Consider the following 14,316-nt stretch of genomic DNA (forward strand, 5'->3'; position numbering starts at 1 on the left):
TTCCCCGTGATTCGCATGCTGACGTTCGCCGTGCTCCTGGCGATCGTGACGTTCGTCCTGCACCGCCGTCTGGTGGTGGCCACCGGACTCACCGGCGCCGCGCGCCTCGCCGCAGATGCCGTTCTCGTGGCGTTCTGGGCCGCCGCGGTGGTCGGGATCGGCAGCGGTGAGGTACTGGATCCCTCGTGGGCCCGCTACGTCGCGTACCCGGGTCTGACCTGGCTCGCCGCACTCCTGTACCTCTGCCTCGGTTCCCTGCTGATCGCCGTGGGCGCCCTGGTGGTGCGGATCGGAGCGCGTGTCGCCCACCGCGACGTGGTGTCCGCACGGCGCACCTTCGTGCGTCCCGCCACCGCCGTTCTCGTCCTCGGCACCGTGGTGGCCGTCGCGTACGGAGTCGTCGCGGCCGCCACCCCGAAGGTGACCCGGACGACAGTCGAACTCGCAGCACTGCCCGCGTCGTTCGACGGTGTGCGGGTGGGACTGGTGTCCGACCTGCACGTCGGCCCGGCGCGCGGCGAGGCGTTCGTGCAGGGGGTCGTCGACACCCTCATGGCCGAGAAGCCGGATCTCGTCATCATCGCCGGGGACCTCGTCGACGGAACCGTGGACCTCGTGGGCCCGGCACTGGCTCCGCTGAGCGAACTGTCGGCGCCGCTGGGTGTCGTGGTCACCAGCGGTAACCACGAGTTCTACGCGGGCGACGGCGGCGCGTGGCTCGACCTGTACGACTCGCTGGGACTGCGGGTCCTGCGCAACGAGACGGTCCCGCTCACCCGCGGCGTCGACACGATCGACCTGGTCGGCATCGAGGACCTCACGGCGCCGGAACCGTACGAGCCGGATCTGGCGGCAGCCCTCGAGGGCACCGACCCGGCCCGTTTCCAGCTGCTCTCGGCGCACCAGCCCAAGCAGGCGACGCAGGCGTCCGATCTCGGTGTGGACATGCAGGTCTCCGGCCACACTCACGGCGGACAGATCTGGCCGATCGTGTATCTCGTACCGCTGCAACAGCCCTCGGTCCAGGGCCTCGACACCATCGGCGACACCACGCTGTACACCACCCGCGGCGCCGGCGCCTGGGGTCCCCCGGTACGCATCGGCGCGCCGCCCGAGATCTCTCTGCTGGAGCTCCGGACGGCGCGCTGATCACATCGCGTCAGTGTCAGTGGGTCAGGCGAAGGCCTCGATCGGCGGGCAGGAGCACACGAGGTTGCGATCGCCGTGTGCGCCGTCGATCCGCCGCACCGACGGCCACACCTTGGCGCGCGAGGTGCCGGCCGGGTAGACGGCCTCCTCGCGCGAGTACGGGTGCGTCCAGTCCGTGACGAGGCAGTGCGCCGTGTGCGGCGCGCCCCGGAGCGGGTTGTCGTCCACGGTCCACTCCCCCGACGCCACTCGTTCGATCTCCGCGCGGATGGCGATCATGGCGTCGACGAAGGCGTCGATCTCGTCGAGATTCTCGCTCTCGGTCGGCTCGATCATGAGGGTGCCCGACACCGGGAAGCTCATCGTCGGTGCGTGGAAACCGTAGTCCGCCAACCGCTTCGCGACATCGTCGACCGTCACCCCGGTGCGCTTGGTGATGGGCCGCAGATCGAGGATGCACTCGTGCGCGACCATCGAGCGATCGCCGGTGTAGAGCACCGGGAAGTACTCGTCGAGTCGGCGGGCGATGTAGTTCGCCGACGCGATCGCGGTGAGGGTCGCGCGCCGTAGACCGGCGGCACCCATCATGCGGATGTAGGCCCACGTGATCGGCAGGATGGACGCCGAACCGTACGGTGCGGCCGAGATCGCACCGGTCTCACCGAGACCCTCCACGAACGGGTGTCCGGGCAGGAACTGCGCGAGGTGGGAGCGGACGCCGATCGGACCGACGCCGGGGCCGCCGCCGCCGTGCGGGATGCAGAACGTCTTGTGCAGGTTCAGGTGGCTGACGTCGCCGCCGAAGCGACCGGGGCGCGCCACGCCGACCAGAGCGTTGAGGTTCGCGCCGTCGACGTACACCTGGCCACCCGCGTCGTGCACCGCGGCGCAGATGTCGCCGATCTCGTGTTCGTAGACGCCGTGGGTCGAGGGGTAGGTGATCATGATGGCGGCCAGCGACTCGGCGTGCTCGGCCACCTTGGCGCGCAGGTCGTCGACGTCCACGTCACCGTTGGTGCGGCACGCCACCACCACGACCTTCATCCCGGCCATCACGGCGGACGCCGCGTTGGTGCCGTGGGCGCTGGACGGGATGAGGCAGATGGTGCGTGCGTCGTCCCCGCGGCTGCGGTGATAGTTGCGGATCGCCAGCAGTCCTGCGTACTCGCCCTGGCTGCCCGCGTTCGGCTGCAGGGACACCGCGTCGTAACCGGTGACCGCGACGAGCCACTCCTCGAGGTCGCTGATGATGCGCGCCATGCCGGGAGCATCGTCAGCGGGTGCGAAGGGGTGCAGGGCGTTGAAGCCCGGCCACGTGATGGGCTCCATCTCCGCGGTGGCGTTGAGCTTCATAGTGCACGAGCCCAACGGGATCATGCTGCGGTCGAGGGCGATGTCCTTGTCGGACAGCGCGCGGAGGTACCGGAGCATGGCGGTCTCGGTGCGGTACCGCGTGAACGCCGGGTGCGTCAGGAACTCCGACGTACGGGAGAGGGCGTCGGGAACGGCGATCGGCGCGGAGTCGGAGGCCGGCTCGACACCGAAGGCCTGCAGCACGGCCTCCACATGAGCGTCGATCGTGGCCTCGTCGCAGGAGATGCCGACGTGGTCGTCGTCGACGAAGCGGAGGTTGATCGCGGCGGTCGTCTTCGCGGCGGCGACCACCTCGGCCGCGCGGCCGGGTACGCGGGCGAGGACGGTGTCGAAGTAGTTCTCGTGCACCACGGTGACGCCACCGGCGCGCAGCGCGGCACCCAGCGAGGCCGCGTGTCCGGCGACGCGACGCGCGATGGCGGTGAGCCCGTCGGCACCGTGGTAGCTCGCGTACATCGCGGCGACGACGGCGAGGAGCACCTGCGCGGTGCAGATGTTGGACGTCGCCTTCTCGCGGCGGATGTGCTGCTCACGTGTCTGCAGAGCCAGGCGGTAGGCGGGCGATCCGTCGGCGTCGACGGAGACGCCGACGAGTCGGCCCGGCAACTGACGAGCGTGGGAGGTGCGCACGGCCAGGTATCCCGCATGGGGTCCACCGAAGCCCATCGGGACGCCGAACCGCTGCGACGTGCCGAAGCACGCGTCGGCCCCCTGCTCGCCGGGCGAGGTGACGAGAGTGGCGGCGAGGAGGTCCGCGCCGACGGCCACGAGGGCGCCCCGATCGTGCGCCTCGGCGATCACCGACGTGAGGTCGACGATGCGGCCCGATGCTCCCGGCGTCTGCGACACGACACCGAAGAACTCGCCCTCGGGCAGGCCCGCCGCGAGGTCGGCGTCGACGAGCTCGATGCCGAGCGGCTCCGCGCGCGTCGCGATGACGGCGCGGGTCTGCGGGAACAGGTCGGTGTCGAGGACCAGGCGGGCCGACTTCGACTTGCCGGCTCGGCGCAGCAGCGTCATGGCCTCCGCCGCGGCGGTGCCCTCGTCGAGCATCGAGGAGTTGGCGATGTCCATACCCGTCAGGTCGGACACCATGGTCTGGAAGTTGAGCAGTGCCTCGAGTCGGCCCTGGCTGATCTCGGGCTGGTACGGCGTGTACGCGGTGTACCAGGCCGGGTTCTCGAGGATGTTGCGCACCAGGACGGGCGGGGTGAGCGTGGCGCTGTAACCCTGGCCGATCATGGACGTCGCGACGGTGTTGCTCGCGGCCAGCGCGGCCAGTTCGGTGAGTGCCTCGTGCTCGGAGACCGGCGCGGGCAGCGCGTCCAGACCGTCCGCGATGCCGTCGACGGCCGCGTCGAGGATGTCGGCGGGAACCGCGGCGGCAGCGAGATCGTCCAGGCTCGCCACACCGATGACGTCGAGGAGTCGCGCGGTCTGCTCCGCGTCGGGCCCGATGTGGCGGTCGACGAAGGTACGGAGTCCGGAGGTCGAGCGGGGTTCGGCGGTCACGTGATCTCCCGTGGTGGTGGCGAGGTGCACGCCCCACACGCAGGGAGGGACGCCCCTCTCCCTCTGTCGTGATGCCCGAGACCACCGGGCGCCTGAGAGATTCGGCCGCCGCGTACGGCGCCTTTCCCCGTGGGCGGGTGGACGATTCCACCACTTTCCAGAGGCGTCGGAGCCCGCACGGTCCCGGGTGCCTGAGAGATTGACGGAGAGGTGCTGCTCCTTCGGCGCTCGTCGGGCTCGGTCCTGTGACGGACCGCGTCCCGGCGAAGCTCTCCCGTGCGGCGTCGACGCTTCCTCAGTATATGGGAGTGCGCGTCGGCGGGTCAGCCGGTCTTGCGGCTCGCGCGATTCTTGCGGCGGGAGGCGAGCTCGTCCTCGGGCGTCGGCTGACTCTCGCCGCCGTCGGCACGCTCGGCGGGGAAGTCGGCGATGGCGCCGGTCAGTTCACGCATGGCTCCGCTGACCGCGATCCCGAAGACGCCCTGTCCGCCCTGCAGCAGGTCGACGACCTCCTCGGCGGACGTGCACTCGTAGACGGTGGTGCCGTCCGAGAACAGCGTGATACGGGCCAGATCCGCCACGCCACGACGACGGAGGTGGTCGACGGCGACGCGGATGTTCTGGAGCGAGATGCCGGTGTCTAGCAGTCGCTTGACGATCTTGAGTACAAGGATGTCCTTGAAGGAATACAGCCGCTGGCTGCCGGATCCTGCCGCGCCGCGGATGGACGGCACCACGAGGCCGGTGCGGGCCCAGTAGTCCAGCTGCCGATAGGTGATGCCGGCGATCTGGCACGCACTGGGGACGCGGTAGCCGACCAACTCGTCCGGAACCGAATCGTCGGGGAAGAGACCGGGTTGCACCTCGTCCACGTCGTTCGATGCCAGCAGGCTCATCTGCTCCGGCTCCTGCGGCTGATCTGCCACGTGTTTCTCTCCCTCTCGGATGGTCCGCCTGGAGTCCTCGTCCGCGGACCTGTGCGGTACGCGCGGTGAGAACGACGATGACATCCGTGACGCTCGGCGAGGTCGAGAATACGCCCTCACCGCGGTGAGCGGCACGTCCTTCATCGACCCGAACGCTATGGACCGCGGAGCCGTGAGGCAACGCGCCACGCGGTAAGCCTCAACCTCAACTCAAGGGTGAGACTCGATCGTTATCTAACCGTCGGTCGCCTTGAAGTCGTCCGGCGAGATGGTGTCCAGGAATTCCTTGAACTTCTCCACCTCGTCCTCGCGCTCGTCGGGCATGACCAGACCGGCTTCGGCCAGAACGGGCTCCTCCGCGAAGATCGGCACGCCGGCTCGCAGGGCGATGGCGACCGAGTCCGACGGGCGTGCCGAGACACGCACGTCCTGGTCGAAGACCAGGTCGGCGTAGAAGGTGCCCTCCTGGAGATCGACGATGCGGACTTCCTTCAGGGATCGCCCGAGGGCCGTGACGATGTCACCGATGAGATCGTGGGTCAGCGGACGCGGCGGTTGCACGCCCTGCTGCTCCAGTGCGATCGCCGTGGCTTCCGTCTGGCCGATCCAGATCGGCAGGTACCGTTCGCCGTCCGACTCCCGCAACAGCAGAACAGGTTGATTCTGTGGCTGCTCCACCCGGATACCGATCACGCGCATCTCGCCCATCGCGCCGCCTCCCAGCTGCTGTGACTCGTCGCCCGCGCACTCGACGGGGCGGACGTGCTCTCCAGTGTATTGACCCGCGGCGCCGACGACCGGCCGTGCGAGCGGCCGACGCACGCCCTCGGGACTACTTGTCCAGTATCCCGTGCACCGCGGACTTGACCAATGACGTGTGCAGCGACAGCGACAACGCGGCCAGCTCCCGGACGAGCTCCTCGGCGCGGTCTCGCGCGCCCGCGTCACGGCCCAGCGCCACCGGCCCGGCGACCTGAGCCAGCAGGTTCGCCTCGCGGTCCGCGGCGAGCTTGAACGCGCGCAGATGCCGCACCTCGAGTCCGTACTGCGCCATCGCCCACGCGGTGCGCACGAGCACCACGGCTTCCTCGTCGTAGAAGCCGGCCGGACCCGCCGAGACGAGGCCGCTCTTCTGCAGTTCGAGCAGGAACGGCTCGTCCACGCCCGCACGCTCGAGCAGGTCGGCACGACTCATCCGGACGCGCCGCTCCCCGAGAAACTCGGTGGGCGAGACACTTCCGGGCGCCAGAGCCAGCACACGTGGCCCCTTAGGCGCCGCGGCGACACCGTCGGGACCCACGGAACGGATGCCGTTGTCCAGCGCGTCCAACTGCTCCTTGATGACCTTCAGCGGGAGGTAGTGATCACGCTGCGCCGTGAGGACGTAGCGCAGGCGCTCGCAGTCCTCGACGGAGAATCTCCGGTAACCCGACGCCGTTCGTTCCGGGGAGATCAGTCCCTCGGCCTCGAGAAAACGGATCTTCGAAATGGTGACGTCGGGGAAGTCCGGGCGCAGTCGATCGAGTACGGACCCGATCGACATGCCGCCACCGGACTGCTGCCCGACTGCCGTCATCAGCTACCTGCGCCGGCAGACGACTCGCCGAGCTGGCCGCCTGCGGACTGACCCTTCGGACCGGTCAGGAACACGAGGCGGAACTTGCCGATCTGCACCTCGTCGCCGTTCGCCAGAACGGCGGAGTCGACGGGCTCACGGTTGACGTAGGTGCCGTTGAGGCTGCCGACGTCGACGACCTGGAAGTCCTCGTCGTCCTGACGGAACTCCGCGTGGCGACGGCTCACGGTGACGTCGTCGAGGAAGATGTCGCTGTCCGGGTGGCGTCCCGCGGACGTCGTGGGCTGGTCCAGCAGGAAGCGAGAGCCCGCGTTGGGGCCCCGCTTGACGACGAGCAGGGCGGAACCGACGGGCAGACCCTCGACTCCGGAGACCGGTGCGTCGGAGGAGCCCTGGGGCGCCGCTGCGGAATCGATCTCGTTCAGGAAGTCCGCTCGGAAGACCGAGGTGGTCTCCGCGGGGGACTCTCCGTAGACGCCGTCGTTGCCGTTATCGCTCACGTTTCTCCTCCTCGATCTGATCGCCCCTCACCCACGAGGCGATTCAGCACATTCTCTTGTCACGCTTGTCTGACGGTTCCGCGGTTCCCCGACCGGGGTGCCGCCGAACCACGTGAGGACCTTACCGACCGTACCTTGCACACACCGTCGCCCGGGCGTGCTTGCCCGCCCGCCGGGCACGGCTGTTACGTGGTCGTGATCGACGCGTACCCCTCGGCGTCCATCATCGCCTCGAGAGCGTCGTCGAGATCGCTCTCGGAGTCGACGGACAGGTCCACGAGCCAGCCGGCGCCGTACGGATCGCTGTTCACCAGTTCGGGGTCGCCGTCCAGTTCACCGTTCACTGCAACCACTTTGGCCGACAGCGGGGCGTAGATGTCGGAGACGCTCTTGGTGGACTCCACCTCGCCGAGCGACTCACCGGCCGACACCGCATCGTCCTCGGTGGGTAGCTGAACGAAGACGACGTCGCCGAGCTGCGACTGTGCGTAGTCGGTGACGCCCACGCGCACGGTGGTGGGGCCGGTCCGCTGGACCCATTCGTGCTCGGCCGTGTACCGCAACTCGGTGGGGATATCGGTCTGGCTCACGTGAACCGGGTCCTTTCGCAGGCGTTGTCGCGGTGCGGACGAGGAGAACCGCACTCGCGCTGAGCGTATTGGCGAGCTTTCCGCCTCCGCAAGGCGGGCGCTCCCCGGCTCATCGTGCGGCGAGCGGGAGGCGTCGGACCGGACCGAGCGCCAGGCCGAGGTACAGCGCGCCCGTGTAGAGGTACAGCGCGGTCCCCCACACCAGCAGGGCCTGCGCGGGAACCTCGATCACTTCGGCGCCGACCCAGTCCACCCGCGCGGCGAGGAGGAACGGCAGGGCGCTCATCAGAACGAACGTCGCGGCCTTGCCGAGGTAGATCACCTCGGGCGGAGCGAGTCCCCGCCGCCGGTAGAGCAGCAGGGTGAGTGCGAGGATGCCGTCCCGCGCGATCAGGACCACGGCCACCCACCACGGGAGGATGCCCGCGAGGGCGAACCCCACCAGTGTGGTGACGACGTACAGGCGATCGACGAACGGGTCGAGCAGAGCACCCAGGGCCGACGACTGGTCGAGCAGCCGGGCGAGCTTGCCGTCCAACCAGTCCGTGGCCCCGCTGAGCAGGAGCAGCAGTAGCGCCCAGCCGTACGCCTGCTCCCCCAGCAACAACCACAGGAACACCGGCACCCCGAGCAGACGAACGACACTCAGAGCATTGGGCACCGTCAGGATGCGATCGCCGACGACACCGGCGACCACGTCGCGAGGGCTGTCGGACGCCGGATCGGTCATCCCCCGAGCTTTCCACACGGGCGCGCCGTCCGGACCCGACGAGCCGCTACCGCCAGGCGAAGACCGGCTGCTCGTAGTCGTGCACGCGGGTGTGCCGCCCACCGAGCACCACCTCGCGGAACTGGTGCACCACCGCGCCCGTGGGCGCGTGCACCAGGCTCGAGCGGAAAGGCCACTGCACCACCGGTCGCGGCGACTCGGCGATCGACACGAACCGGGCGTCGACGTCGAGCTCGTCCGCGGTGACGCGGTAGAGGAACTCCACCTCGTCAGGATTGGGCACCGCGTCCCCGGTCCAGTCCGCGATCCACACCACGAACGGACGGATGACGTAGCCGGAGCGGGTCCGATAGTCGTCGAGCGTCCCGAGCACGGAGTCCGGGCCGACTCGGATGCCGACCTCCTCGTCGAGTTCGCGCAGGGCGGCATCGACCGGTGTCTCGCCGTCGTCGACACGCCCGCCAGGCAACGCGAACTGGCCCGGATGCGCGCGCATCCGGGAGGGCCGCTTCGTCAGCAGCACGTGCCGATCGCCGGGCTCCCCGCCGACGGCCACCACGACCGAGGCGCGTCGTTCGTCACCGCCCTCGATGAGCCGACTCTCGAAACCGTCCAGCGTCCGCACGATCTCTGCACGTTCGAGGCGCGTGTCCATCAGGCGACAGTAGCCAGGCTCACCGGGCCGGTGCGCGCAGCGCGCGCACGGCCGGCGCCGCCGAGTACGGCAGGATGCGCGAGCGATCCGCCGGAAGGGCCAGCTCCACGACAGCGGACTCGTCGATCCGGTACGGCTGCGCGAGCACCACGCCGGCGAAGGCCTTGCGCAGCCGTGACATCTCGGCCCGGACCGTGATGGCACGGCCGTTGTCGCCGAACAGTTCCGTCGCAAGTTCTGCCGCGGTGCGCCCGTCTCTCCTCGCGGCGAGCAGGAAGAGGATCTCCGCGTGCCGAGGTGTCGGCTCGTGGGACCAGGTTCCGAAGGGACTCGACACCTCGACCACGGTGCGCGAGGGGTCGGACACGTCGATGCGGATGTTCGTCGGCGTCGACTCCCCGTCGACCACTCCGTCGCGTTGCGAGGACGCCGGTCGCACCATCCAGCCACCGGGCAGCGGCTCCAGATCGCACACGCCGAGCGTCGGTACCCACAGTCGGCCCGGCGCCACCTCGTCGGGGAGCAGCACCCGATTGCGCACCGGGACCGACGCCACCGCCGCGACCCACCCGTGCCCGTCGACGGCCAGCGCGGGCGTCTCCGACCGAGCCAGCATCGGCGCCGCCACCGAGCGCAGATTGTCGAGCGTGCGTCGATGCTGTTCACGCAGTTGAGCTTCGGCGAGTCGAGACACGGCATCGATCAGCGCCAGCGTGGTCGGGTGCACCGAACTCGCAGGTCCGCTGACGTCGACGAGGCCCAGCACCCGGCCGGTACGCGGATCCTTGATGGGACTGCTCGCGCAGGTCCACGCGTGGTGAGTGCGCACGAAGTGCTCGGCGGAGAAGATCTGCACCGCCGAGCGCGAGACCAGTGCCGTGCCGATGGCGTTGGTTCCCACACTGTCCTCGGCCCAGTCGGCCCCCTCGACGAAGCCGAGCCGATCGGCGCGGTCAAGCACCGAGGGTGCCCCGCTGCGCCACAGCACCCGCCCGAGCCGGTCCGCGACCACCAGTAGGTTGTCGGAGTCCTGCAGAACCGAACGCAGGCTCCCGGTCAACTCCGGCAGGATCTCCACGAGCCCCGAGTCCCGACGCATCTGCTCGAGTGCCGCGGCGTCGACAGCATCGGCGGGTCCGCGGTTCTCCGGATCGACACCCAGGTTCATCACGCGCTGCCACGAGTCACCGATGACGTCGCGGGGGCGAGCGGGCGCGCGGGCACCCGACATGGTCGCGTCGTACACGGCGGACAGCAGCTGTGCGTACCGACGTGGGTCCTCACCTGCCGCGACGGCGGGCTCGGGTTCGGAGGTTCGAGTCATCGACACCGATTGTGCTCCACATCACAGTGCGCGTCATGCCCGGGTCTGTCCCGATCGGTCATCGGTAGACGAGTCCGCCGTCGATGAGACCGGCCTGACCGGTCATGTACGCCGCGTCGGGCCCGGCGAGGTAGGACACGTATCCCGCGACGTCGTCGGGAGTCTCGGCTCGGCCCAACGCGATACCGCCCACGAACTTCTCGTAGGTCGCGCCCTCCTCCGCGCCGGTCAGTTCGGCGAACCGCTTGTCGATGGTGACCCACATGTCCGTGCCGACCACACCCGGGCAGTAGGCGTTCACGGTGATCCCGGCGGACGCGTACTCCTTGGCGGCGGCCTGCGTGAGACCGCGCACGGCGAACTTGGTGGCGCTGTACACACCGAGCATCTCGAACCCGTCGTGCCCTGCGATGGACGACGCGTTGATGATGCGGCCGGGCCGACCGAGTTCGATGAACGTCGCGGCGGCCGCCTGGATACCCCACAGCACACCTTCGACGTTGATCGACAGGATGCGGCCGACCTCCTCCGGCGTGGCCTCGGACAGCGGGCCGACGAGTGCGATCCCGGCATTGTTGACCATGATGTCGAGACCTCCCAACTCGGCGGCGGCCCGGTTCACGGCGTCGAACACCTGGCGGCGATCGCTGACGTCGGCGACGATCGTCGTGGCTGCGCGACCGAGCTCCCGCACCTCGTCGGCGACCTTGCCGATGCCGTCGGGGTGCACGTCGACGAGGGCGATGTCCGCGCCGTCCCGCGCGAGTCGGAGGGCGATTCCCCTCCCGATTCCCTGTCCTGCGCCGGTGACGAGTGCGACCTGTCCGTCGATGCTCATGCGTGTCTCCTTCATGTGATGGTGGATGTCCGGGACGGAGGTCAGAGCGACGGATCGACGAGAACCTTCATCTTCGTGCCGGCATGCAGTGCCTCGAAGCCGTCGTCGATCACCGCGTCCATCCCGATGCGCGACACCCACCCGGTGGGGTCGTACACGCCGTCGGCCATCAGAGCGATGACGGCGTCGTAGTCGGCGGAGGTGTAGCAGAGCGACCCCTGGATGCGGGCCTCCTTCATCACCAGATCGAGAAGCGGTGTGGTGAGCGGCTTCTCGTAGATGGCCACGCTGACCATCGGCTTGCGGGACCCGACGCACGCCAGCGCGGTCGCCACCGCCGGCGCGACACCGGCCGCGTCGTACACGGCGTCGGCGCCGCGCCCGTCGGTCTCGTCGGCCACCACAGCGGGGACGTCGACGGACGTGGGGTCGAGAGTGCGTGCACCGAGCGCCTCGATCGCTGCCCGCCGGGTCGCGGACGGCTCCACCACGAGGATGTCGTCGAGCCCCTTGCCGCGCAGCGCGAACCAGAGTCCGATGCCGATCGGTCCCGCCCCGAACACCATCGCGGTGTCGCCCTCGCGCACCTCACCCAGAGTCGCCGCGTGGTAGGCCACCGACATCGGCTCCACCAGCGCACCCAGATCGAGGGACACGGAGTCCGGCAGCGCGTGCAGCATGTCGGTCGGCACCACCGTGTACTCAGCCATACCGCCGTCGGACATCAGTCCGTGGAAGCCGATCGACTGGCACACGTTGTAGTTGCCGGCTCGACACGGACCACAGTGCCCGCAGCGGTACAGCGGTTCGATGGCGACACGGTCGCCGATCGACCATCCCGTCACTCCCGCGCCGATCTCGGTGATGGTGCCGGAGAACTCGTGTCCGAGAATCAGCGGCATCTGCTGACCGGTCAGGGCGTGCGGCTCGGTGGGAATGAAGATCGGACCGGCGTAGTACTCGTGCAGGTCGGTACCGCAGATGCCGTTGGCACCGACGGCGATCTTCACCTGATCCGGTCCCGGGTCGGGCTCCGGGACATCGGCGATCTCGACCTTGCCGGGCCCGTGGTACACCGCTGCGCGCATCGTTCGACTCCTCACCGGCCGTCCCAGCGACGGCCGTGATCACCGTTCTATGTGACACGCGGCACAGCACGACAGGGTTGCAGTCGGTTGCACCTGCGACTGCAACCCGCTGCAACTCTTCCTCGGACCGCGTCCACGGCGTGTGCTGTGCATCACACGAGCACGACCACGGAACGACGAAGACGGAGTTGTCATGACCCAGACCCTCGAGCCACCCACGCAGAGCATCTCGCCGCAGCAGCGGGTCGACGCATGGTTGGCCGATTTCGAAGCGGGGCTCGCTGCGCGGGACATCGATCGAGTCGTCGCGATGTTCGCCGTCGACAGCTTCTGGCGCGACCTGGTGACGTTCACCTGGAACCTCAAGACGGTGGAGGGACGCGACGGTATCGCCGACATGCTGACGGCACGGCTCGCCGACGTCGCTCCGCAGGGTTTTCGCACGACCGAGACACCCGACGAGGCCGACGGTGTCACCTCCGCATGGATCGAGTTCGAGACCGCGACGGCACGCGGCAAGGGACATCTGCGGCTACGCACCGACGCGGAGTCCGGTGAGTCGCTCGCCTGGACCTTGCTGACGACGATGCAGGAACTGAAGGGGTACGAGGAACCGCGCGGGCACGCGCGACCGATGGGGGCTGTGCACGGCTCGAACAAGGAGACGAAGACCTGGGCCGAGCGACGCGAGGCGGAGGAGAAGGAACTGGGATACGGCATCCAGCCATACGCCCTCGTCGTCGGCGGCGGTCAGGGTGGCATCGCTCTGGGCGCTCGCCTGCGTCAGATGGGCGTCCCGGCCATCGTCGTCGATCGCGGCGAGCGCCCCGGTGATCAGTGGCGAGGACGCTACAAGTCGCTGTGCCTCCACGATCCGGTCTGGTACGACCACCTCCCCTACCTGCCGTTCCCGGACAACTGGCCGGTGTTCGCCCCGAAGGACAAGATCGGCGACTGGCTCGAGATGTACACGAAGGTCATGGAGGTGCCGTACTGGACGAAGACGACCGCCCTGTCGGCGACCTTCGACGAGGCGGCCGGGGAATGGACCGTGGTGGTCGATCGTGACGGCGAGGAGGTGACGCTGCGACCGAAGCAGCTGGTGATGGCGACGGGCATGTCCGGCAAGGCCTCCATCCCCGACTTCCCGGGAATGGACGTCTTCCGAGGCGAGCAGCATCACTCGAGTCAGCATCCCGGTCCGGACGCCTACGTCGGCAAGAAGGTCGTGGTGGTGGGCTCGAACAACTCGGCGCACGACATCTGCAAGGCGCTGTTCGAGACGGGCGCCGACGTCACGATGCTCCAGCGATCGTCCACTCACATCGTCAAGTCCGACTCGCTGTGCGAGATCGCGCTGGGCGACCTGTACTCCGAGCGCGCCGTCGAATCCGGAATGACCACGCAGAAAGCGGATCTCACCTTCGCCTCACTGCCGTACCGCATCATGCACGAGTTCCAGATCCCGGTGTACCAGCAGATCGCCGAGAAGGACAGGGACTTCTACGACCGCCTCGAGAAGGCCGGCTTCCAGCACGACTTCGGAGACGACGGCTCCGGACTCTTCATGAAGTACCTGCGGCGCGGCTCCGGCTACTACATCGATGTCGGCGCCTCGGAGCTGGTGGCGGACGGCAGCATCCACCTCGTCGGCGGCCAGGTCGACCACCTGACGGAGAACGCGGTGGTGCTGTCCGACGGGACGGAACTCGAGGCCGATCTCGTCGTGTACGCGACGGGCTACGGATCGATGAACGGCTGGGTGGCCGACCTGGTGGACCAGGAGACGGCCGACAAGGTGGGCAAGTGCTGGGGTCTCGGTTCCGACACCACCAAGGACCCCGGCCCGTGGGAGGGCGAGCAGCGCAACATGTGGAAGCCGACGCAGCAGGACAACCTGTGGTTCCACGGCGGCAACCTGCACCAGTCGCGGCACTACTCGCTCTACCTCGGCCTACAGCTGAAGGCTCGGTACGAAGGCCTGGACACCCCCGTGTACGGGCTGCAGGAGGTCCATCACCTGCGCTGACAGACGCGTGCGCCGTGTGCGTGTC

The 14,316-nt window shown here is 68.8% G+C and carries 13 protein-coding genes and 1 riboswitch; of the genes, 2 read left to right on the forward strand and 11 right to left on the reverse strand.

All coding sequences use genetic code 11. The features are described 5' to 3' along the window. The first annotated feature begins 6 nt into the window (after window positions 1-6). Window positions 7-1,149, forward strand: a complete 1,143-nt coding sequence (locus J4E04_RS11650) for a metallophosphoesterase (protein WP_490148660.1) — start codon at window positions 7-9, stop codon at window positions 1,147-1,149. 24 nt (window positions 1,150-1,173) lie between these two features. Here the strand turns inward: J4E04_RS11650 and gcvP are convergent, their stop codons facing one another. The 11 genes from gcvP to J4E04_RS11705 form a co-directional block, all read right to left on the reverse strand. After that, a complete protein-coding gene (gene gcvP, locus J4E04_RS11655) occupies window positions 1,174-4,035 on the reverse strand; it encodes an aminomethyl-transferring glycine dehydrogenase (RefSeq protein ID WP_490148661.1) in 2,862 nt (953 codons plus the stop codon). A 168-nt stretch (window positions 4,036-4,203) separates the two neighbouring features. Continuing rightward, a riboswitch (glycine riboswitch) is annotated at window positions 4,204-4,322 on the reverse strand. A gap of 36 nt (window positions 4,323-4,358) precedes the next feature. Then, window positions 4,359-4,961: a MerR family transcriptional regulator gene (locus J4E04_RS11660; RefSeq protein ID WP_027505438.1), complete on the reverse strand. Its 603-nt coding sequence runs from the start codon at window positions 4,959-4,961 to the stop codon at window positions 4,359-4,361. A gap of 234 nt (window positions 4,962-5,195) precedes the next feature. Beyond that, window positions 5,196-5,669 carry a bifunctional nuclease family protein gene (locus J4E04_RS11665; RefSeq protein ID WP_027505439.1) on the reverse strand — a complete coding sequence of 158 codons (474 nt, stop codon included), beginning with the start codon at window positions 5,667-5,669 and terminating at the stop codon, window positions 5,196-5,198. A gap of 124 nt (window positions 5,670-5,793) precedes the next feature. Then, complete coding sequence (ftsR, locus tag J4E04_RS11670) at window positions 5,794-6,537, reverse strand: transcriptional regulator FtsR (protein WP_027505440.1); 744 nt, start codon at window positions 6,535-6,537, stop codon at window positions 5,794-5,796. Beyond that, complete coding sequence (garA, locus tag J4E04_RS11675) at window positions 6,537-7,037, reverse strand: glycogen accumulation regulator GarA (protein ID WP_490148662.1); 501 nt, start codon at window positions 7,035-7,037, stop codon at window positions 6,537-6,539. The genes ftsR and garA overlap by 1 nt, the downstream gene beginning before the upstream one ends. A 185-nt stretch (window positions 7,038-7,222) precedes the next feature. Further along, on the reverse strand, window positions 7,223-7,627 hold the full coding sequence (gene gcvH / locus J4E04_RS11680) for a glycine cleavage system protein GcvH (RefSeq protein ID WP_027505442.1): 405 nt from the start codon (window positions 7,625-7,627) through the stop codon (window positions 7,223-7,225). Window positions 7,628-7,736: 109 nt separating this feature from the next. Next, complete coding sequence (locus tag J4E04_RS11685) at window positions 7,737-8,357, reverse strand: CDP-alcohol phosphatidyltransferase family protein (RefSeq protein ID WP_490148663.1); 621 nt, start codon at window positions 8,355-8,357, stop codon at window positions 7,737-7,739. Window positions 8,358-8,403: 46 nt separating this feature from the next. Beyond that, complete coding sequence (locus J4E04_RS11690; protein ID WP_490148664.1) at window positions 8,404-9,012, reverse strand: NUDIX hydrolase; 609 nt, start codon at window positions 9,010-9,012, stop codon at window positions 8,404-8,406. A gap of 19 nt (window positions 9,013-9,031) precedes the next feature. After that, window positions 9,032-10,336 carry a GAF domain-containing protein gene (locus J4E04_RS11695; protein ID WP_222637492.1) on the reverse strand — a complete coding sequence of 435 codons (1,305 nt, stop codon included), beginning with the start codon at window positions 10,334-10,336 and terminating at the stop codon, window positions 9,032-9,034. A 58-nt stretch (window positions 10,337-10,394) separates the two neighbouring features. Then, window positions 10,395-11,174 carry an acetoin reductase gene (locus J4E04_RS11700; RefSeq protein WP_027505446.1) on the reverse strand — a complete coding sequence of 260 codons (780 nt, stop codon included), beginning with the start codon at window positions 11,172-11,174 and terminating at the stop codon, window positions 10,395-10,397. Between the two features lie 41 nt (window positions 11,175-11,215). Beyond that, window positions 11,216-12,262 (reverse strand): 2,3-butanediol dehydrogenase, encoded by a 1,047-nt coding sequence (locus J4E04_RS11705; RefSeq protein ID WP_490148665.1) that lies wholly within the window; start codon window positions 12,260-12,262, stop codon window positions 11,216-11,218. Window positions 12,263-12,455: 193 nt separating this feature from the next. Here J4E04_RS11705 and J4E04_RS11710 point away from each other — a divergent pair, with 193 nt between their 5' ends. Next, window positions 12,456-14,291 (forward strand): NAD(P)/FAD-dependent oxidoreductase, encoded by a 1,836-nt coding sequence (locus J4E04_RS11710; protein ID WP_222645168.1) that lies wholly within the window; start codon window positions 12,456-12,458, stop codon window positions 14,289-14,291. The last annotated feature ends 25 nt before the right edge of the window (window positions 14,292-14,316 follow it).

The sequence above is a fragment of the Rhodococcus sp. NFXS4 genome, assembly GCF_058139645.1.